The sequence below is a fragment of the Serratia sp. N21D137 genome (genome assembly GCF_047530005.1).
Lineage (GTDB): Bacteria > Pseudomonadota > Gammaproteobacteria > Enterobacterales > Enterobacteriaceae > Chania > Chania fonticola_B.
Genome location: NZ_JBLJAJ010000018.1, coordinates 15,495 through 34,337, shown reverse-complemented (window position 1 = coordinate 34,337; position 18,843 = coordinate 15,495). Strand labels below are relative to the sequence as shown.

The window sequence follows — 18,843 nt, the reverse complement described above, 5'->3', positions numbered from 1 at the left end:
CGCCCCTATTTAGCTGAGCGTCACAGTGTCGGATAATCGGTATAACCCTCGGCACCGCCGCCGTAGAAGAAATCGGCACGCTGCTCGTTGAGTGGAGCCTGCTGTTTAAAGCGTTCCACCAGATCTGGGTTGGCAATATAGCTGCGGCCAAAGGCGACGGCATCAATAAAGCCTTGGGCGATCAGCTCTTCCGCTTTCTCCGCCGTATAGGCACCCGCGCCAATAATCACGCCTTGGAAGTGCGCTCTTACTGCATCGCGGAACGCGGTTGAGTAAGGCTTGCCACCGGCCCAATCCGGCTCGGAAATATGCAGGTAGGCGATACCGCGCTTGTTCAGCTCTTCGATCAGATACAGCGCCGCTTCTTCCTGATCTTCGCCGTTGTCCAGGCCATTGAACGGGCCCAACGGTGAGATACGGATACCAACGCGATCGGCACCGATTTCGGCAATGCTGGCATCGACCACTTCCAGCGTCAGACGGGTACGGTTTTCAATGCTGCCACCGTATTGGTCAGTACGTTGGTTGGACGCCGGAGACATAAACTGGTGCAGCAGGTAACCGTGCGCGGCATGCAATTCAATATAGTCAAAACCGGCTTCACGCGAGTTGGCCGCAGCCTGGCGGAAATCGTTGACGATCCCCGGGATTTCGTTGGTTTCCAAAGCACGTGGGGTAGAGGTTGGCACACGGACCCAGGCACCAGTTTCATCACGCACCGTGGTGCGGGTTTCGGCATTGATCGCTGAAGGTGCGACGGGAGCCTGCTGGCCCGGCTGCAAGCTTGAGTGGGAGATGCGGCCTACGTGCCAAAGTTGCACAGCGATATGACCCTGTTTGTCATGTACCGCCTGGGTGATTTTTTTCCACGCGGCGATTTGTTCTGGCGTATGCAGACCAGGAGCTCCGGCATAACCTTTTGCCTGGAAAGAAATCTGAGTGGCTTCGGTGATCAGCAGGCCAGCGCTGGCACGCTGAGCATAATATTCCGCCATCAACGGCGTAGGGATGTCACCTGGCTCGATGCTGCGCAGACGAGTCAGCGGGGCCATGAACACTCGGTTGGGTAAGGTGGTGTGGCCAACTTTGAGCGGAGAGAACAATTTTTCAATCTTCATAGTGCATCCTATAGTATTAGACCAGTCGACTAGTGATGATAAACAATATCGCTACAATGTCTTTCGGGTAAAAAAAGGGAGTTTATGGCTGCGCTGGGCGCAACAGCAATTCGATACTTTCCAGCGCACAGGTCAGTGGGGCGACAGAGTGGCGGATTTTAGCCCGCAACGATGCGCCCAACCACAGCGAATACAGCGTTTCCGCCGTGGCCGCCGGGCTCATAGTGATAGCCAGTGAGCCTTCACGGATACCACGTTCGATAGCGTCTTGCAGATGGCCGATCACGCGGCTGGTGCCAGCTTCCAACGCATGGCGCATAGGTTCAGAAAGATCGCTGACCTCTGCGGAGAGTTTCACTGCCAGGCAAGCGTTATGGCACTCACTGCGGCAGTGGAAGCTGATGGCCTGGGCATAATAACTTAATAACTGATTACGCGCGTCGCTGCGAGAGTCGGCAAAAAGCGCCTGCATTTGAGCGTCGTAATGGGCAAAATAGCGTTGCAACATCGCTTCGCCGAAGGCTTCCTTCGAGCGAAAATAGTGATAGAACGACCCTTTGGGCACGCCAGCGGTAGCGAGCAGCTCACTGAGGCCCATGCCGGTAAAACCAAGGCGCAGGCTGAGCGTTTCGCCGGTAGCGAGCAGATGTTCTCGGGTATCCCCGTTGCAATTCGTCTGTTTTGTCATAATGAAAATGAGAATAATAGACCGATTGGTCTAGGTCAAGTCGCAGATAAAAAAAACCGGGAAAAAAATCCCCGGCTCTGACGGTAAAAACGTCGACTAACTTACATTCTATCGAGTTGCTGCACAAGACCTCATGCCGGTGCGCAGCATGCTGCGTCAGTCTAGCTGCGGCAGCGCTGCAGAATATCCAGGTTGGGCTGATATTGCTGTGTCTGCACGCTCAACATGCCCAACAGGGTATGGAACAGATTATCCTGTAAAACCTTGTCGTTATCCGCCAAGGATTGCAGGCATTGGCGGTTAATGCCGAAATTGCGTTCATAATCGGCCGACATCCACATCAGGAAAGGCACGTGGGTCTGCTGAGAAGGCGCGAACATATAAGGCGTACCGTGCAGATACATGCCATTCTCCCCGAGCGATTCGCCGTGATCGGAAAGATAGACCATCGCCGTATTGAATTTGCCGCTGTATTGCTGCAACAGCTTGATGGTGCTGTCCAGCATGGCGTCGGTGTACAGTAGCGAATTGTCGTAGGTATTCACCAGTTGCTCGTGGGTACAGTCCTGGATCTGGTTGCTGTCACAGGTGGGTGAGAACTGGCGTAATTCGGGCGTACTGCGGCGGTAGTAGGCCGGGCCGTGGCTTCCCATCTGATGCAGTACGATCACACCGTCCCCTTTCAGGCCGTTGATATAATCGTCCAGTTTATGCAGCAGCACGTTATCCATGCAGACATCGCCGTCGCAATACTGTGAAAGCTTCAGCTTGGTCATGTCGATATGTGGGATGCGATCGCAGGCCCCCTTACAACCGCCGTCATTTTCGCGCCACAGCAGGTTCACTCCGGCATGAGCCATCACGTCCAGCATGCCTTCCTGGTGTGCGGCCAAGGTGGCGTCGTAGTCGCCGCGTGGCATGTTGGAGAACATGCAGGGCACGGAGATAGCCGTTTCGGTACCGCAGGAGCTGGCATTCTTGAAATAAACCACATGGTCCTGCTTCAAGCGGGGATTGGTCTCCCGTGAGTAACCACCTAGCGAAAAATTCTCTGCCCGCGCGGTTTCACCGACCACCAGTATCACCAGGGTTTTCTTGGTCTGGCTGCTAATGACTGGGCCTAAATGAGCATCTTCACCAATCTTGACCAGCGGCAGATTTTGGTGGAAATAGCGGTGTTGAGCGTACTTGATGGTGCCAGACACAAAATTGCTTGGGGTGAGCATTTTCACCACGCTTTTATTGTTGCGGATCAGCGAGGCGTAATCTTTATAGAATAACGCTGCAACCAACAGGATCACCACCACGGAAAGCATCACATTGGCCGCGCGCAGGCCAATCATGTACCACCAAGGGCGGGTTTTATTGATGCGGACAAAGCACACGAAAACGGCAGGCAAAATGCCCAGCAACAGCAGCCATAGCCCCATACGAGGGGTGAGCAATGCCGTCGCTTCCTGAGGGTTGGTCTCGAAGGCGTTCTGCATCATATTGCCATCAATCACCACGCCGTAGCTGAACATAAAATAGTTGGCCGCCGCGCTGCCGAGCAGTAACAGAATAACCAGGGGTTTACGCAGGAACGGAATGGTTAATACGCTGAAGATAATATTCAGGGCACAGAAAATAACCACTGGCATAGTCGCCGCAAAAATGACGCTATGTACGCTATCAAAGGTGATATATGACCAGGCCTGGTGAATAAATAGCAGATTCTGGAAAACCGTGAAGAATAGGGCGCAAGCCAGGATAAAACCCAAGCTGTTGCATTGTAATGATGGACGTAAGCGCATTGCCAAATCTGGATCCTGCCATGAGGTAATGCGCCGAAATTTATCAGATGAAACTTAAGATAACCTTAGACGTAGTGAGTGGCAGGACAGCGGCTGCAACGATTACAGCCGCTGGCGGACGATTAATAGGCAGCGGTAAACTGTGCCTTGATGAACTGCGGTTTTTCCACTTCGTCGATAATGGCAACCGCGAGGTCTTCTACCGAAATACTGGCCGGCGCGTCACCCTTCATCAACAATTGTGTCGTGCCCAAACGGAACTGACCGGTACGCTTGCCGGGTTCCAGCAACGCGGCAGGAGAAAGGTAGGTCCAATCCAACTGGGTTTCTTTTTTCAACGCATTACGTAAATCTCGTACCGCCTGGGCCCCTGGACGAATATTTTCCGGGAACTGCGGAGTATCAACCAGCTCAACTCCCGGAGCGACTTCCAGGCTACCGGCACCGCCAACGTACAGCAGGCGTTTAACCGCGGATTGTTTTACCGCCGCCAGGATTTGTTGGGCACCTTTAGCGGTTTTCTCATACAGGTCCGTTTCTGCCCAACCTGGGTTATAGGCGCTGATCACGACATCATGGCCAGCTAACTGTTGTGCCAGCCACGGGCCGTCGGCCACGTCACCCAGGGCGACGGTGAGATTGGCATTATCCGGCAGATCTTTTTTCTGACGGGCGATGGCGGTCACTTGCAGGCCGCGGGCCAAAGCTTCATCCACTACGCGGCGGCCAACAAAACCGGTTGCTCCAATAATGGCGACTTTCATGAGGTCTCTCCTGTGAAATATTTTTTAGCGGGTTGCCGTACCACTCAGTGGCGGCGCAGTAGAAATACTATAAGCCTTAACAATGCGGCTGATTAGTGCCATATTTATGCTTTCTTGATTAAGTAAAACTTCATAATCATGGATAAACTGAATCGAATGGCGGTATTTGCCACCGTGGTAGCCGAGGGATCTTTTGTTGCGGCGGCCCGTCGGCTAGAGATGACGCCTTCTGCGGTCAGCCAGCATATGAGGTCGTTAGAAAAGTCGCTCGGGATGCCGTTATTGCACCGCTCGACTCGCCGCTTGGCACTGACCGATGCGGGGGAAGCCTTTTATCCCGGTTGCGAAGCCATGTTGCAGGAAGCACAGCGCGCGGAGCAGCGGCTGGCGGAACTGCGGGATACGCTGGTGGGCGAACTACGTATTGCCACCACCGTCGGGATCGGTAGCGGCCCCTTGGCTGAGGCTCTGGCTCCCTTGCTGCTGGCGCACCCAAAGCTGACGCTGCGCATTCTGGCAGATGACCAGGTGGTGGATATGATCGAGCAGCGGGTAGATATCTCGCTGCGCGTAAATCTGCAACTGGCAGATACCAACCTGATTGCTCACCCGCTGACCGCCTGGCCCATGGTGCTCTGCGCCGCGCCGCGTTATCTTAGCCAGCATGGCGTGCCGGAAACGCCCCAGGAGCTGGTGCAACACCGCTGGATCACTGGTAGCGGTCACGGGCTGCATCTCGATTTACATCACCATGCGGGCGAAACATTCAAACTACGCCTGGCGGCGGGGCAGGTTGTCAGCGGTAGTATGAACGTGATCCGGGCCTTTACCCGCAATGGTCTGGGGATTTCCGGTCAACCGCTGTATGAAATTGGTGATGAACTGCGCAGGGGGGAATTAATCGCCCTGTTACCGCAGTGGAGGCCAGCGCCATATCGGCTGCATGCGTTAACTCTGGAGCGGGTTCTGCCGGAGAAAACGCGCCAGGCGTTGCACTATTTGCGAGAATATTTTCGCCGTCATGGGGAAAAGCCACTTGCCAATGGCCCCGATGACGTCTTCAATTAGCATGACAACGCAGGAGGACGTGTGGCGCAGCAACTCGAGTTCTTTGACATCCCAAGCCCGTGTCGTGGCATTTGCCAGGCCGATGAGCGCGGCTATTGTCGTGGTTGCCTGCGCAGCCGCGAGGAGCGCTTTGGCTGGATGCAAATGAACGATGTCCAGAAAAAGGACGTTCTGCGCCTGTGTCGTCAGCGTTACCTGCGCTCACTGCGTACCGGCAAGCAGCCGGAAGAGATCCCGCCAGAGCAGCCCTCACTGTTTTAACTTTAATGCTGATTTTCTCGATCTGCCGCACGTAAAGGCCACTTTTGCGTTTCCTACGTCTTGGACGCTTGTGTATGCTGGCGTTAACTATTGTCATGAGGTTTAACAATGCTGAATCGTACTAAGCTGGCACCCCTTGGGCCAGAGTTCTCACGCATGATTTGCGGCTACTGGCGTTTGATGGAGTGGGGCATGTCTCCGCAGCAGTTGCTGACGTTTATCAAGCAACACGTTGAGCTGGGGGTGACCACGGCGGACCACGCGGATATTTATGGTGGCTATGCCTGCGAGCAGGCCTTTGGCGAGGCTATCAAGCTACAGCCCTCGGTGCGCCAGGGGATGGAGCTGGTGTCGAAGTGCGGCATCGCGACCACCGCCAAGCCGGGTAACCCTATCGGGCATTACATCACCGATCGCGAGCATATCGTGCATAGCGCAGAGCAGTCATTATCGCACCTGCATACGGACTACCTGGATTTATTGTTGATCCATCGCCCCGATCCGTTGATGGAGGCCGATGAGGTAGCAGAAGCCTTTGTGGCGCTGCATAAAAGCGGCAAGGTGCGCCATTTCGGCGTTTCGAACTTTACGCCAGCACAGTTTTCCTTATTGCAGTCGCGTCTGCCGTTCTCGCTGGTGACTAACCAGGTCGAAATTTCCCCGATCTATCAGCCTGCGATCCTCGACGGCACCTTGGATCAATGCCAGCAGTTGCGTATCAAACCGATGGCCTGGTCTTGTCTGGGTGGCGGGCGGTTGTTCAGCGATGCTGAGTTCCAGCCGTTACGCGATGAACTGCAAACGGTGGCGCAAGAGATTGGTGCCGAAACCATTGAGCAGGTGGTGTATGCCTGGGTGATGCGTTTGCCTTCGGCACCGCTGCCAATTATCGGCTCCGGCAAGATCGAGCGCGTACGTTCGGCCCTGAAGGCGCAAGAGCTGACCTTGAGCCGCCAGCAGTGGTTCCGCATTCGTAAAGCGGCACTGGGTTACGACGTACCTTAAGTTGAGCGGGTAAGGCTGGCATCGTGCCAGCCTTATCCGATGTCCTTTGCCGCTACTTCACTTGCACCCCTTGGCTAAATATTATCAGTAAGCTTGCAGCCCAAAACATTAAGAATGCCAGTATCTTTATGTTAATGACACTTGCCGACGCAGGGGGGCAGAAAACCAAGGAATATGGGAGCAAGGTCACAAAATATTATAACCGGCTCAGTGGCTGCGCTGATTAACGACGGTTTCCCCTGTAGCAAGGTTTAATCGGTATATACTCCCTAAGGACTATAACTATCGCATGGAGATTGAGTGATGAAACGTTATTGGTGTGCGGCATTGGGTTTGATGGCCTGTGGCGTTGCGCAGGCGGCAACGGTTGATGTCGAAATGAATCTGGTGACCGGCCAGGGAATTGGTCAGGACATTGGTAAAATCACAATTAGCGAAACGCCTTACGGCCTGTTGTTCACCCCGCAACTGAAAGCCTTGCCTGCCGGTGTGCACGGTTTTCACGTTCATGAGAAAGGCAGCTGTGAGCCGGGTATGAAAGAGGGCAAGGCGGTAGCCGCACTGGCTGCGGGGGGCCACTTTGATCCTGAGAAAACCGGCAAGCATCTCGGGCCTTATGATGCCAACGGGCATTTAGGCGATTTGCCAGCAATCTATGTCACGGCGGACGGCATGGCTGACACTCAGGTGCTGGCTCCGCGCTTGAAGAAAATCAGCGAAATCGAAGGCAAGGCGCTGATGGTACACGCCGGGGGGGATAACCACTCCGATCAACCCAAACCGCTGGGTGGTGGTGGCGATCGCTTCGCCTGTGGCGTAATCAAATAAATCAGCTGCCCGCGTCAGCCTGGCGTGGGCGCTGTTATCGCTTCCGGTGGAATGATCGCCTGCTGTAACTGCTGCAGTGAGCAGTACAGCCGCCAAATCAAGCCCGCCAAATCACGTGCTGCCTGTTCTGGATGTTGGGCAAGTGCGTTACTCATACGCTGCAACTCCTGCAAGGTGGCGTCCAACGACGCATGCTGCACTCCTTTCTCAGTCATGACTCCCTTCAAACAATGAATACAGACGTCACGTACGGCGGCCAGCGGATCTGATCGGGTTTGCCAATCACGGAGTTGCCAGACCACGTGGCTGCAGTTCAGCAGCACTACTCCCCAACGTAATAGCCAGGTGCGGGCCTCCTGATCCAGGCTTTGATTCAGTTGACTGATGCGGTGATAGATACGCGACTCAAACTGGCTTTCGCTTTGCTGCGGTTTCTTACTCAACTGATCGATAAAATCACGGCGTAATGCGCGGATAATCCGTCGGCTTTTACGTTTGTCCGAACTGGGCCGCAGGATTTGGAACGCCAGCCCTGCCAACAGCACACCGGCAATCTTGGCGAGACTGTCATTGATATAGCCTTGATAATCGTAGCTCGGCGGGTTGGTCACGGCGAGAAACGATCCCATAAACACGATCAACTGACCCCAGAGTGGGGCATAGGGTGGATTTTGCAGTTTCATCATCTGCATCGTGACCAGGGTCGGGAACAGGAAGGCGCAAAACACCCAGAAGTCGTCGATCTGGATCATCAGGCCAAACTTCATCACAAAGCAGAAGGCAAACAGCAGGGAAACGGCCTTCAGTAAGGTGGTGATGGATTTGATCGGCGAAGGGGTAGAGGAATAGAGCACGCAACTGATGGCGATCAGCGTCAGCGCAGAGCTACCTGCGTCCCACTGGGTCGTGATCCAATAAGCGCAACCGATCAGGATACACAAGAAGGTGCGTAGCCCGTTGTAGGCGGCCTCAACGCTGTCTGTATGGCGCGCTAGTGAGGTAACCCGCGGTGGTTCGATATCGCTGACCTGGGTAGCGCTTTCCAGCCGTTGCAACCAACGGGTACAGCGCAGATAGAGCCAGCAAAAGTGGCGCAGGCGCAGGAAGAAGGCCCGATGGCGATAATCTGTCGGATCCTGAGGGGCGATGGTGACCAGAATATGCGCCAGCCGATATTTGTCCGTGGTGGGATCGCGTAATTCATTCAACAACTGCTCTAACACCGCCGCCAGATTCTCCGGGCGGTCTGGCCAGTTTAACAACATGCGGCGCAGGCTGGAGATAACGCTGGTGATGCGCAATTGCTGGTGCAGCATGTAATTGAGGATATTGTTTTGCCGACGCAGCCGGTAATGGCTCCAGAAGGCCTGAATACGCAGCAGGTTCATGGTCAGGATCTGGCCGATAACGCCCTCGTGGGAGGTACGCATCCGCAGGCTGATTTCCGGTTGCCACAGCATGGCGGCGTGTTCCAGCAGGCGTAAGTGCATGCGGCGTAGCGATACCAGCAGAGTTGCGCCATCCGAGGTGCTTGGCAGGATCATCATCATCAGGCCGCCGCACAGGATACCGGTGATCACCTCACAGACGCGTGCCTGGGTGATATCAAAAATTTGCTGGGTGTCGGTAATATTAACCGTGCCAAACACGATGATAGCGGCGGTATAGCCCGCCAGGGCAAAGGCGTAGGAGACATTGTTCTGGTAGTGGTTGGAAATGTAGGTACACAGCCCCAACCAACTGGCAATCGACAGGGTGAACAACCAGGGATCGTTCAGACAACCGGCAATCAGCAGTGACGCCATGGCACCAAGCAGGCTGCCAAAAATGCGGCCAATGCTCTTGCTGATCACGCCGCCAACCGTCGGGAAACTGACGACGGCGGCGGAGGTCAGCGCCCAATAGGGTTCATCCAGCTGTAAAACGAAGGCGACCCACAGCGCCAGGCACATTGCCAGGGTGTTGCGTAACGCATAGCGCCACTGCCCTGCGGTGGCTTTACCCCAGGGCGAACGCTTCCATTCAAGAAAGGGCAGGTTCACACATTAGTCCTGCTGATGAATTGAAATGGTGCAGGTGGTACCGGCTACCAGAGTCAGGTCGGCCGGAATATCGATCAGCTTGATACGTACCGGCACCCGTTGTGCCAGGCGCACCCAAGGCACGTTGGGTTTCACATCCATCAACAAATCACTGCTGCTGTCAGCGCTTTGGTCGTAAATGGCCCGGCCAATGCTTTCGACCACCCCTTGCAGCCGAATATTGCCGTTATACAACACGATATCCGCTTTGCGGCCCTCCCTGATATGCCTGAGCTTGGTCTCTTCGAAATAACCGAGCACATAGAACGAATGGGTGTCTACCAGCGCCACCAACGGCGTTCCTGCGGTGGCGTAGTTGCCGACTCGGGCCTGTAAGTTGGTAATGTAACCGTCGGTTGGGGCATAGATCCGCGTCTTACTGAGGTTCCATTTGGCCTGTTCCAGATTGGCCTGAGCCGCCTTATACGAGGCTTTCATGGAGGCGGCAGCCAGGTTTGACTCATCCAGATCTTCAGAGGAGATGACGTTACGGGGCAGGCTACGGCGACGGGACGCTTCGTGATCGGCCTTGGCCATATCGGCCTGTGCTTTGGCCAGCGCCGCCTCGGCATTGTCCAACGCAATTTGGTAAGGCACTGGGTCAATGCTGAAAATCAGGCTGCCCGCAGTAACGAACTGGTTATCATGAACCAGTATCTTCTCCAATCTGCCAGAGACTTCAGGGGTAATGTTGACGAGCTCAGCCCGCACTTTACCGTCGCGTGTCCAAGGGGATTGCATGTAGTAATTCCATAACCACCAGCCGGCACAAAGCGCGATGGCGCAAACAATAACCGTCGAAAAATACTTTAATGTCTTATGCTTCATGAGCTACCAACTCGCTAGGAGCCACAGGGAACCGCTGACGGTAATGACGAAAATGGATAGATCCATCAGCATAGGGTGCCAGATATCACCGGAGTACATCCAGTCGCGTAGCAAATGATGCACCAGCAGCCAGAAGACTAATCCGAGTAAGAAAGCTTTAAAGAGAGGAGGGAAATAAAGCGATGCACCCAGCACCAGATCGGGCAGTGGTGACGCAGTGTGGAGCCAGGTCGTATTCACGTTAGCAATCCCGATGAGTGAATATGAAGGATGTTTGCATAGAGGATAACCAATTACCGAGAGAAATGTGTCTATTTTTGCGATTTGGATTATATACATTTGTGTTTTTAATGTTAATTAACCAAAATGGGCTACACTTTTGGGAGTAATGTTAGCATGCTAACTATAAGGAGGGGGAAGTGGAATCAACGTTAGGTTCAGATTTAGCACGATTAGTTCGTGTTTGGCGTGCGCTGATCGATCATCGGCTAAAGCCGTTGGAGCTTACACAAACGCATTGGGTGACATTGCACAATATCAATCGATTACCGCCTGAACAGTCGCAAATCCAATTGGCAAAAGCGATCGGTATTGAGCAGCCTTCCTTGGTACGTACCTTGGATCAGCTGGAAGAAAAAGGGTTGATCACCCGTCACACCTGCGCTAACGATCGACGTGCCAAGCGCATCAAATTGACCGAGGCGGCAGAGCCGATTATTCGTGAAGTGGATAGTGTGATCACGTCGACCAGAGGTGAAATACTCAGCGGTATCTCGGCAGAAGAAGTGAGACTTTTAGTTGGTCTGATTAGCAAGCTGGAACAGAATATCATCGAACTGCAAGAAAAACAATAAATCCAGCGCCTTTTTATTATGCTTAGTCACAGCAACAAACAGAAACCGGAGGCCCAGGGGCCTCCGGTTTTACATTCAGGCAAGGACGTTACAGTGGAGAAACGGTAACGGTACTGCCATTTTGCGCCATACGAACGCGCTGACCTGGGCTGAATTTAGTTGACCCGGCTTTCTGTACCACCACGATATTTTCTTTGTTATCGGTTTTGATTTCCAGCTCCCAGGCGTTGCTACGGCTAGCAGCGCTACCGACGCTATCGCCTACCACACCACCGGCTACGGCACCCGCTGCGGTTGCCAGGCTACGGCCAGTACCGCCACCAATAGTATTACCCAGGAATCCACCCAGGACTGCGCCGCCGATAGTGCCAAGCATGCTTGAGCCTTCACCGCCCTGAATTTGCACCGGGCGTACGGATACCAAGGTCCCAAAGGTCACGGTTTGTACCTGTTTGGCCTGAGAGGCGGAATAGACATCACCGGACGCGGTTTGGTTTGCACAGCCCGCCAGTGTGACGGAGGCGAGAGCGACAACAAGAAGACGCTTGATCATATAAAGCTCCTGCAGTTGGTAATCCAGATCTGGGAGATAGACCCAAACCAAGTTCTATAAATATTACAGCAATGATGGTTGAATCGGTTTGATATCACCCATGTGTTGCCTTCTGTATACAGCTTAGCTTTTCTCTGTTCAACCAATAATAAACGGTGGTTTAACTTTGTGACAGAACTGAAAACAAATAACCGGCGCTTTATCCTCCCTTGAGTTGCTTATTATGTAACCAATGCTCGACATGAAATAAACAACTTCGCTCACAGCCTGTAAAAAAGACATCATAATTCATGGCGTTAATCGCACAATTCTGGTCTATTTAAAGGGTGAAAACGGTTGCAACCTGGAAAGGGTAAAGGATAGTGCTGATGAAGTCAGGCCGCTATATTGGTGTTATGTCCGGCACCAGTCTGGATGGGATCGACGTGGTGCTTGCCGCGATCGATGAACGTATGGTGGCGCAACAGGCAAGCTATAGCCACCCAATGCCGATCCAACTGAAAAAAGATATTCTGGGGATGTGTCAAGGGCAGCAGACGACGCTTTCTGCCGTAGGACGGCTGGATGCCCAGTTAGGCAAGCTGTTCGGTGAAGCGGTGCTGGGGTTGTTAAAACAGACCGGTATTCCGGCCCATGAAATCACCGCCATTGGCTGTCATGGCCAAACGGTGTGGCATGAACCGGAGGGTGACACACGCTTTTCGATGCAGCTAGGGGACAATAACCGGGTGGCGGCATTGACGAATATCACTACCGTGGGGGATTTTCGCCGCCGTGATATGGCCTATGGTGGCCAAGGGGCGCCCTTGGTTCCGGCGTTTCATCAGGCTTTGTTAGCTCACCCAACCGAGCGCCGCATGGTGCTGAATATTGGCGGCATCGCTAATTTGTCACTGCTACTGCCCGGCGCACCGGTGCGCGGTTTTGATACCGGGCCGGGGAATATGCTGCTGGATGCGTGGGTATGGTGCCACCGCTCGAAACCTTTTGATAAAGATGGCCTTTGGGCGATGGAAGGGCGCGTTTGCTTACCGCTATTGCAGCAGATGTTGGCCGATCCTTATTTCGCCTTACCGGCACCGAAAAGTACCGGTCGTGAATATTTCAATATCAGCTGGCTGGAAAAACAGCTGGCGACGTTGCCGGGGTTAGCACCGGTGGATGTGATGAGCACGCTAGTGGAGCTGACCGCCACCACCATTAGCGAGCAGGTGATGCTGGCTGGGGGCTGTGAGCGGCTGCTGGTCTGCGGTGGTGGTGCCCGTAATCCACTGCTGATGTCGCGAATGTCCGCTTTACTGCCGGGGACCGAGGTGGCTACCACCGATCACTTTGGCGTCAGTGGGGATGACATGGAGGCGTTGGCCTTCGCCTGGCTGGCATTCCGAACCATTTCCGGTCTGCCGGGAAATCTGCCTTCGGTTACCGGTGCCAGTTGTGAAACGCTGCTGGGTGGGATTTATCCGGTTTTGCCGTTGGGCCACCGCTAGCTCTGTTAGGATAAAGAAAGGGTTAATATCTTAAGGAGCACCTGATGAAAAAAATAGTGATGGTTGCCGGGGTTCTCGCGTTGGCGGGTTGCAGCTACGTGGTTCCACAAAAGAGCGAAACGCTGCATTATCAATGCGGAACGACGCCGCTCACCGTGGAGCTCAATGGTGAAGAGAGCACGGTCAGCTTCCTGATGGACGGCGAACAGCTGAAGCTGAAACAGGTGGTGGCGGCGTCCGGTGCCAAATACAGCGACGGTAAATACACCTTCTGGTCGAAAGGGCCAAACGCCTTTGTCGAGCGCAATGATAAAGTGATCATGAGCGACTGCGTGCTGGCTCAATAAACCTACCTTGTAGCAGCAGAATGATTGAGATCCTGCTGCTACAGGCGCAGAATATGACAACGAATTTACCGCTTGGTTGCTAATCCAGATGACTGATAATAATGAGTTTGATGTGGCGGATCTGCGCCGTGAATATACCCGTGGCGGGCTGCGCCGTAACGATTTGACCGCCAACCCCCTGGATTTGTTCGAACGCTGGCTCAAACAGGCCTGTGAGGCGCGTCTGGCGGATCCTACCGCCATGTGCGTCGCTACCGTGGACGAGCAGGGACAGCCTTTCCAACGTATCGTGTTGCTCAAGCACTTCGATGACCAGGGCCTGGTGTTTTATACCAACCTGGGCAGCCGCAAAGCGCAGCAGCTGGCGCAAAACCCGCATATCAGCCTGCTGTTCCCGTGGCATATGCTGGATCGCCAGGTGATCTTCCTCGGCAAGGCCGAGCGGCTATCGACGCTGGAAGTGATGAAGTATTTCAACAGTCGACCCAAAGACAGCCAGATAGGCGCTTGGGTATCGCAACAGTCAACGCGCATTTCTGCCCGTGGCATCCTCGAAAGCAAGTTCCTCGAACTGAAGCAAAAGTTCCAGCAAGGAGAAGTGCCATTGCCCAGTTTCTGGGGCGGTTTCCGCGTCAGATTCGACTCCGTTGAATTCTGGCAAGGGGGCGCGCACCGCTTGCATGACCGTTTCCTGTATCAACGCGAGGGAAATGACTGGAAAATTGACCGACTGGCACCCTGATAGACGGAAAATCCCCCTTAAGCGCTGGCACTGATGCCGCTGGCGCTTTATTCTATGCGCTACCCCGAATTTTGTGATTTTCGCCAATGGGCGAAGGCCGTGTACCGGCAAAGGTGCATTCGTTTATACATGGAGAAATTGATGGCTAGCATCAACCTGATTCAACAACTGCAAGAGCGGGGCCTGGTGGCTCAAGTGACGGACGAGGAAGCGTTAGCAGAGCGACTGGCGCAAGGGCCAATTGCACTGTATTGCGGCTTCGATCCGACCGCTGACAGCTTGCATTTGGGCCATCTGGTGCCTCTGCTGTGCCTGAAGCGTTTCCAACTGGCCGGCCATACGCCGGTAGCGTTGGTAGGTGGCGCGACCGGTATGATCGGCGACCCAAGCTTTAAAGCCGCCGAACGCAAACTCAACACCACGGAAACGGTCAACGAATGGGTCGAGAAAATCCGCAAGCAGGTTTCTCCGTTCCTCGATTTCGACTGTGGCAGCAACAGCGCCATTGCGGCCAACAACTACGATTGGTTTGGCGGCATGAACGTGCTGACCTTCCTGCGTGACATCGGTAAACACTTCTCAGTAAACCAGATGATCAACAAGGAAGCGGTCAAGCAGCGCCTGAACCGTGATGACTCCGGGATCTCCTTCACCGAGTTTTCCTACAACCTGCTGCAGGGGTTCGATTTCTCCGAGCTGTATAACCGCCATCAGGTGGAGCTGCAGATCGGTGGTTCCGACCAGTGGGGCAACATCACCTCGGGTATCGACCTGACTCGCCGTATGCACCAGAAACAGGTGTTCGGCCTGACGGTGCCATTGATCACCAAGTCAGACGGTACCAAGTTTGGCAAAACCGAAGGCGGCGCAGTATGGCTGGCTCCGGAAAAAACCAGTCCGTACAAATTCTACCAGTTCTGGATCAACACCGCGGATGCGGACGTTTATCGCTTCCTGAAGTTCTTCACCTTCCTGAGCATTGAAGAGATTAATGCGCTGGAAGAAGAAGACAAGAACAGCGGCAAAGCACCGCGCGCCCAGTATGTGCTGGCAGAAGAAGTGACCGGTATGGTGCATGGCGCTGAGGGGTTGGCCGCGGCGAAACGTATCACCCAGAGCCTGTTCTCTGGTGCTCTGCACGAAATGACCGAGGCGGACTTTGCGCAGTTGGCTCAGGATGGCATGCCAACCATCAAGCTGGAGAATGATGCGGATCTGCAACAGGCGTTGGTGAATGCAGAGCTGGTTCCTTCTCGCGGGCAGGCTCGCACCATGATCGGTTCCAACGCGGTGACCATCAACGGTGAGAAACAGTCCAACCCTGAATATCTGTTTACCGACAGCGATCGCCTGTTTGGCCGTTACACGCTGCTGCGTCGTGGCAAAAAGCATTACTGCCTGGTTGACTGGAAATAATCTGTTTTGATACTGACAAGGGGCCCAATGTGGCCCCTTTCTTTTATTCAGGCTTTATAGACCTTCGGCACTCAACGTGGCTGCCACTGCCGGGCGAGCCGCTACGCGATCGAAATAAGCCGTCAGGTGTGCGTGCTTCGTGAGATCAAACTGTAACGCCTTCGCCCAACGCAACACGGTGAACAGATACGCGTCCGCCACGCTGAAACGCTGGCCCAACAGGTAATGCTGCTTCTCCAGCACTGAATCCAGGTAGCTGAACTGGCTAGCCAGCTTATCGCGGGCAATCGCTTTGTATTCGTCCGGCGTCTTCGGGTTAAACAGCGGGCTGAAGCCTTTGTGCAACTCGGTAGCCACGTAGTTCAGCCATTCGATCGCATGATAGCGAGAAAGCGTGCCAGCGGCTGGGATCAGGTTACGATCCGGTACGCGATCCGCCAGGTATTGCACAATCGCCACGCCCTCGGTCAGCAGGCTGCCATCGTCAAGTACCAACGCCGGGACTTGCCCCTTCGGGTTGATCGCCAGATAGTCGGCACCACTTTCGGTTTTCTTGTGAGCTAAATCGACTTTCTCTGCGGTGAAATCCAACCCGGCCTCACGTAATACGATGTGAGGGGACAGGGAACAGGCGCCAGCTTTATAGAACAATTTCATCGAAAACTCCTTGATGGTGATGAAGGACAGGCAGGTTTAACTTCCCATCCTAGTCCTAGGCCGGAAAAATTACAGCGGTTTTGCGAACAATATTTTATTACTCCGCCAGGGCGAGAGGTTGCAACTGCGCCAGTAAATCGGCGATCTGCTGCTGCAACGCCTGTGGTGCGGTTTGCATTGGGGAACGAAGCTCGTTTTTTATCAGCCCCTGCTGCGACAGTGCCGCTTTAACCGGGCCTGGGTTCGGGTAGCTGAACATCTGCTGGATCATCGGCAGCAGGGTATAGAAATTGCTGCGTGCGGCGGCCAGATCCCCTTGCGCGACTTGTTCCACCAGAGCAACAAAGCGTTCCGGGTGCAGGTGTGCCGCAGCGGAAATTGCGCCACTGCCCCCCAGACATAGCGTGGTCAGGATCAGATGGTCTTCGCCGGTCAGCACGTCGATCTCGCCGTCGTGGATCAGCGCCATGGTGGCCTCAGGGCAGCCGCCACAATCTTTGATCGCCTTGATTTGCGGGTGACGGGCGAGTTGCCGCAGCGTTGCCAGCTCAAAGGTTGCTCCGGTGCGATAAGGCACATTATACAAAATCACCGGCACGCGAGAGGCATCGGCAAGGCGGGTAAAATACTCCACCAGGCCCGCCTGCGAAGGGCGAATATAGTATGGCGCGGGGATCAGCACACCGGCGATATCGCGCTGGTTGATGGCCTGCTGCATCTGCAAGGTGCTAGCCATGTTATTACCGGAAAGGCCCATGATCACCTGGCGGGCTGGCACCACTTCGAGAACGGCATCCAGCACCGCCAACTGTTCTTCTTTGCTCAGGGCCGCGGCTTCGCCGGTCGAACCGCAGACCACCACGCCAGCGACGCCTTTGGCGATCAGATGCTGAGCCAGCCTTTTGACTGCCGGGAAATCAACGTCGTCATGATTGAATGGGGTAACCAGTGCTACCCAAATACCGGAAAATGAAGCCATGTAAAACTCCTGCTGCGTGACCGACTAGGAGTCAGATGAAAAAACCAGAGAGGGGTATCGCGTTGCACACCATCCAGTCAGCTCATCTGACGGGACAGCGCGCCCCGGTCAAATGAGCGGCTGTTTCTTCGAAGTAAACGCCAAAGCTTCACCCACGGTCAACGCGGTTTGCTGCGGTGTGGCCTGTTGGATGAAAGGGGACATGGCGATCTCATAACCTGTGAATGTCCCCCGATAGTGGACAGGTCACGGTTAACTGTCAATGGATAACCGGATGATAATAGGGATATTAATAATGGCAGGGCGTAGATGAATCTGGCTTATCAAACAGAGACCCCGCCGAAACGGGGTCTGTGATCAACGATGTGGGCGCGTGCTGATGGAGGCAGTCCAACTGAAGGTGGCACCTGTTGGCTGTGCCCGGTTGGCTTTGCGTTCTGCGCGGGTCGCTTTGGCAATCTTTTCACGTGCGGCCATAATGCGATCGATGGCTTCGTCTTTAATTTTATTATGTTCGGAGTTGGTTAACTGGCGCTCGAGGTTTTTGCTTGCTCTGTCCAGATCGGTCTTTACTTCACGTTGTTCGCTTTCTGTCATCTCTTTCAGCGTTAGTCTCTTCATTTTGGCAACCTGTGTTGTGAAGTTGACTTTCAGTGTACAGCATTTATGGCAAAGATATTGCTCTGTAGTTATCAAACTTCTTCCAGCAGTTCGCTGAGAAAGCGGCGCATGCGTTGCGTGCGTAATGCCGCCATCCTTCGGCCTGCCTCAGTCTGAAACCCTTCCTGTAGTTTGAACAGCTTGGTTTCGAAGTGATCCAGAGTGAATCGCTTGTCATCATACTGGCGCTGTTGCGCCAGCGGGTCGGCGGCATCGTATAGGGCGCTACGCATGCGGCCACCGATGTAGAAACAGCGGGCAACGCCGATCATGCCAATCGCATCCAGTCTGTCGGCATCCTGCAGGATTTTGGCCTCCAGCGTTTGTGGGGGAATAGCGGCAGAAAAGCTGTGGGCTTCGATCGCGTGCGCAGTTTTGCTGATATCGCCAACAGACCAACCAAGGCTTGCCAGCGCGATGCTGGCTTTTTCTGCCGCCATGCGTGAGGCCAGGTGGCGCTGAGGAGAGTTTTTCTCTACCGCAACGCAGTCATGCAGCAACACGGCGGCACACAGAATTTGCTGGTCTCCTCCTTCATCCTGACTGATTTGGCGGCTATTTTTCCAAACGCGGTGCAGGTGGGCCACATCATGCGAGCCATCATCGCCCTCTAGCGTCAGCGGCAGTAACTCTTGGGCTAATGCCTGAAACGGAGAGAAGGGTTGTAGCAGCTCTGGGGAGACAGTTGGAGAATGCACAAATCGATCCTTA

21 protein-coding genes are annotated in these 18,843 nt (G+C 54.3%); 9 read left to right on the top strand and 12 right to left on the bottom strand.

The window, feature by feature from the left end; translation table 11 throughout:
- Positions 1–20 precede the first annotated feature (20 nt).
- The 4 genes from ACMV5H_RS15200 to ACMV5H_RS15185 all read right to left on the bottom strand — a co-directional run bounded on the left by ACMV5H_RS15200 (position 21) and on the right by ACMV5H_RS15185 (position 4,363).
- Positions 21–1,118 (bottom strand): alkene reductase, encoded by a 1,098-nt coding sequence (locus ACMV5H_RS15200; protein ID WP_021178092.1) that lies wholly within the window; start codon positions 1,116–1,118, stop codon positions 21–23.
- A gap of 82 nt (positions 1,119–1,200) precedes the next feature.
- Positions 1,201–1,806 (bottom strand): TetR/AcrR family transcriptional regulator, encoded by a 606-nt coding sequence (locus tag ACMV5H_RS15195; protein ID WP_021804550.1) that lies wholly within the window; start codon positions 1,804–1,806, stop codon positions 1,201–1,203.
- Positions 1,807–1,967: 161 nt separating this feature from the next.
- Complete coding sequence (gene eptA, locus ACMV5H_RS15190) at positions 1,968–3,599, bottom strand: phosphoethanolamine transferase EptA (RefSeq protein ID WP_414822051.1); 1,632 nt, start codon at positions 3,597–3,599, stop codon at positions 1,968–1,970.
- A gap of 122 nt (positions 3,600–3,721) precedes the next feature.
- Positions 3,722–4,363 carry an NAD(P)-dependent oxidoreductase gene (locus ACMV5H_RS15185; RefSeq protein WP_021178089.1) on the bottom strand — a complete coding sequence of 214 codons (642 nt, stop codon included), beginning with the start codon at positions 4,361–4,363 and terminating at the stop codon, positions 3,722–3,724.
- A gap of 138 nt (positions 4,364–4,501) precedes the next feature.
- On the opposite strand from ACMV5H_RS15185, the gene ACMV5H_RS15180 reads away from it, so the two are divergent.
- The 4 genes from ACMV5H_RS15180 (at position 4,502) to sodC (ending at position 7,525) form a co-directional block, all read left to right on the top strand.
- Positions 4,502–5,431, top strand: a complete 930-nt coding sequence (locus ACMV5H_RS15180) for a LysR substrate-binding domain-containing protein (RefSeq protein ID WP_037374794.1) — start codon at positions 4,502–4,504, stop codon at positions 5,429–5,431.
- Positions 5,432–5,452: 21 nt separating this feature from the next.
- Positions 5,453–5,692 (top strand): DUF1289 domain-containing protein, encoded by a 240-nt coding sequence (locus tag ACMV5H_RS15175; protein WP_021804547.1) that lies wholly within the window; start codon positions 5,453–5,455, stop codon positions 5,690–5,692.
- Between the two features lie 108 nt (positions 5,693–5,800).
- Positions 5,801–6,697: an aldo/keto reductase gene (locus ACMV5H_RS15170; protein ID WP_021804546.1), complete on the top strand. Its 897-nt coding sequence runs from the start codon at positions 5,801–5,803 to the stop codon at positions 6,695–6,697.
- A gap of 303 nt (positions 6,698–7,000) precedes the next feature.
- Positions 7,001–7,525, top strand: a complete 525-nt coding sequence (sodC, locus tag ACMV5H_RS15165) for a superoxide dismutase family protein (protein WP_021804545.1) — start codon at positions 7,001–7,003, stop codon at positions 7,523–7,525.
- 14 nt (positions 7,526–7,539) lie between these two features.
- Here sodC and ACMV5H_RS15160 read toward each other — a convergent pair whose 3' ends face one another.
- The 3 genes from ACMV5H_RS15160 to ACMV5H_RS15150 are packed head-to-tail and all read right to left on the bottom strand — an operon-like array spanning position 7,540 to position 10,674.
- The gene (locus ACMV5H_RS15160; RefSeq protein ID WP_059200719.1) at positions 7,540–9,567 is read right to left on the bottom strand and encodes an FUSC family protein; all 2,028 of its coding nucleotides are present in this window, start codon (positions 9,565–9,567) and stop codon (positions 7,540–7,542) included.
- A gap of 3 nt (positions 9,568–9,570) precedes the next feature.
- Positions 9,571–10,434, bottom strand: a complete 864-nt coding sequence (locus ACMV5H_RS15155; RefSeq protein WP_059200720.1) for an HlyD family secretion protein — start codon at positions 10,432–10,434, stop codon at positions 9,571–9,573.
- A gap of 3 nt (positions 10,435–10,437) precedes the next feature.
- Positions 10,438–10,674: a DUF1656 domain-containing protein gene (locus ACMV5H_RS15150; RefSeq protein WP_024486868.1), complete on the bottom strand. Its 237-nt coding sequence runs from the start codon at positions 10,672–10,674 to the stop codon at positions 10,438–10,440.
- 179 nt (positions 10,675–10,853) lie between these two features.
- On the opposite strand from ACMV5H_RS15150, the gene slyA reads away from it, so the two are divergent.
- A complete protein-coding gene (slyA, locus tag ACMV5H_RS15145; RefSeq protein WP_021178082.1) occupies positions 10,854–11,288 on the top strand; it encodes a transcriptional regulator SlyA in 435 nt (144 codons plus the stop codon).
- Between the two features lie 88 nt (positions 11,289–11,376).
- Here slyA and ACMV5H_RS15140 read toward each other — a convergent pair whose 3' ends face one another.
- Positions 11,377–11,841: a glycine zipper 2TM domain-containing protein gene (locus ACMV5H_RS15140; protein ID WP_021178081.1), complete on the bottom strand. Its 465-nt coding sequence runs from the start codon at positions 11,839–11,841 to the stop codon at positions 11,377–11,379.
- Positions 11,842–12,209: 368 nt separating this feature from the next.
- On the opposite strand from ACMV5H_RS15140, the gene anmK reads away from it, so the two are divergent.
- The 4 genes from anmK (at position 12,210) to tyrS (ending at position 15,836) form a co-directional block, all read left to right on the top strand.
- Complete coding sequence (gene anmK, locus ACMV5H_RS15135; RefSeq protein ID WP_414822050.1) at positions 12,210–13,331, top strand: anhydro-N-acetylmuramic acid kinase; 1,122 nt, start codon at positions 12,210–12,212, stop codon at positions 13,329–13,331.
- Positions 13,332–13,375: 44 nt separating this feature from the next.
- On the top strand, positions 13,376–13,678 hold the full coding sequence (locus ACMV5H_RS15130) for an MliC family protein (protein WP_021178079.1): 303 nt from the start codon (positions 13,376–13,378) through the stop codon (positions 13,676–13,678).
- Positions 13,679–13,766: 88 nt separating this feature from the next.
- Positions 13,767–14,420, top strand: a complete 654-nt coding sequence (pdxH, locus tag ACMV5H_RS15125; protein WP_021804541.1) for a pyridoxamine 5'-phosphate oxidase — start codon at positions 13,767–13,769, stop codon at positions 14,418–14,420.
- Between the two features lie 141 nt (positions 14,421–14,561).
- Positions 14,562–15,836, top strand: a complete 1,275-nt coding sequence (tyrS, locus tag ACMV5H_RS15120; RefSeq protein WP_024529915.1) for a tyrosine--tRNA ligase — start codon at positions 14,562–14,564, stop codon at positions 15,834–15,836.
- A 54-nt stretch (positions 15,837–15,890) separates the two neighbouring features.
- On the opposite strand, the gene gstA is transcribed toward tyrS, so the two are convergent.
- The 4 genes from gstA to ACMV5H_RS15100 all read right to left on the bottom strand — a co-directional run bounded on the left by gstA (position 15,891) and on the right by ACMV5H_RS15100 (position 18,830).
- A complete protein-coding gene (gene gstA, locus ACMV5H_RS15115) occupies positions 15,891–16,493 on the bottom strand; it encodes a glutathione transferase GstA (protein ID WP_021178076.1) in 603 nt (200 codons plus the stop codon).
- A gap of 97 nt (positions 16,494–16,590) precedes the next feature.
- Positions 16,591–17,472 carry a 4-hydroxy-tetrahydrodipicolinate synthase gene (gene dapA / locus ACMV5H_RS15110; RefSeq protein WP_021804539.1) on the bottom strand — a complete coding sequence of 294 codons (882 nt, stop codon included), beginning with the start codon at positions 17,470–17,472 and terminating at the stop codon, positions 16,591–16,593.
- A 357-nt stretch (positions 17,473–17,829) separates the two neighbouring features.
- The gene (locus ACMV5H_RS15105; RefSeq protein WP_021178074.1) at positions 17,830–18,093 is read right to left on the bottom strand and encodes a DUF3811 domain-containing protein; all 264 of its coding nucleotides are present in this window, start codon (positions 18,091–18,093) and stop codon (positions 17,830–17,832) included.
- A 71-nt stretch (positions 18,094–18,164) separates the two neighbouring features.
- Positions 18,165–18,830 (bottom strand): HD domain-containing protein, encoded by a 666-nt coding sequence (locus ACMV5H_RS15100; protein WP_094981782.1) that lies wholly within the window; start codon positions 18,828–18,830, stop codon positions 18,165–18,167.
- Positions 18,831–18,843 lie beyond the last annotated feature (13 nt).

Coding starts and splice junctions, on each gene's coding strand:
- ACMV5H_RS15140 (WP_021178081.1), bottom strand. CDS start 11,841: ATGATCAAGCGTCTTCTTGTTGTCGCTCTCGCCTCCGTCACACTGGCG.
- tyrS (WP_024529915.1), top strand. CDS start 14,562: ATGGCTAGCATCAACCTGATTCAACAACTGCAAGAGCGGGGCCTGGTG.
- sodC (WP_021804545.1), top strand. CDS start 7,001: ATGAAACGTTATTGGTGTGCGGCATTGGGTTTGATGGCCTGTGGCGTT.
- ACMV5H_RS15200 (WP_021178092.1), bottom strand. CDS start 1,118: ATGAAGATTGAAAAATTGTTCTCTCCGCTCAAAGTTGGCCACACCACC.
- eptA (WP_414822051.1), bottom strand. CDS start 3,599: ATGCGCTTACGTCCATCATTACAATGCAACAGCTTGGGTTTTATCCTG.
- ACMV5H_RS15170 (WP_021804546.1), top strand. CDS start 5,801: ATGCTGAATCGTACTAAGCTGGCACCCCTTGGGCCAGAGTTCTCACGC.
- gstA (WP_021178076.1), bottom strand. CDS start 16,493: ATGAAATTGTTCTATAAAGCTGGCGCCTGTTCCCTGTCCCCTCACATC.
- pdxH (WP_021804541.1), top strand. CDS start 13,767: ATGACTGATAATAATGAGTTTGATGTGGCGGATCTGCGCCGTGAATAT.
- ACMV5H_RS15195 (WP_021804550.1), bottom strand. CDS start 1,806: ATGACAAAACAGACGAATTGCAACGGGGATACCCGAGAACATCTGCTC.
- dapA (WP_021804539.1), bottom strand. CDS start 17,472: ATGGCTTCATTTTCCGGTATTTGGGTAGCACTGGTTACCCCATTCAAT.
- anmK (WP_414822050.1), top strand. CDS start 12,210: ATGAAGTCAGGCCGCTATATTGGTGTTATGTCCGGCACCAGTCTGGAT.
- ACMV5H_RS15130 (WP_021178079.1), top strand. CDS start 13,376: ATGAAAAAAATAGTGATGGTTGCCGGGGTTCTCGCGTTGGCGGGTTGC.
- ACMV5H_RS15180 (WP_037374794.1), top strand. CDS start 4,502: ATGGATAAACTGAATCGAATGGCGGTATTTGCCACCGTGGTAGCCGAG.
- ACMV5H_RS15105 (WP_021178074.1), bottom strand. CDS start 18,093: ATGAAGAGACTAACGCTGAAAGAGATGACAGAAAGCGAACAACGTGAA.
- ACMV5H_RS15155 (WP_059200720.1), bottom strand. CDS start 10,434: ATGAAGCATAAGACATTAAAGTATTTTTCGACGGTTATTGTTTGCGCC.
- ACMV5H_RS15185 (WP_021178089.1), bottom strand. CDS start 4,363: ATGAAAGTCGCCATTATTGGAGCAACCGGTTTTGTTGGCCGCCGCGTA.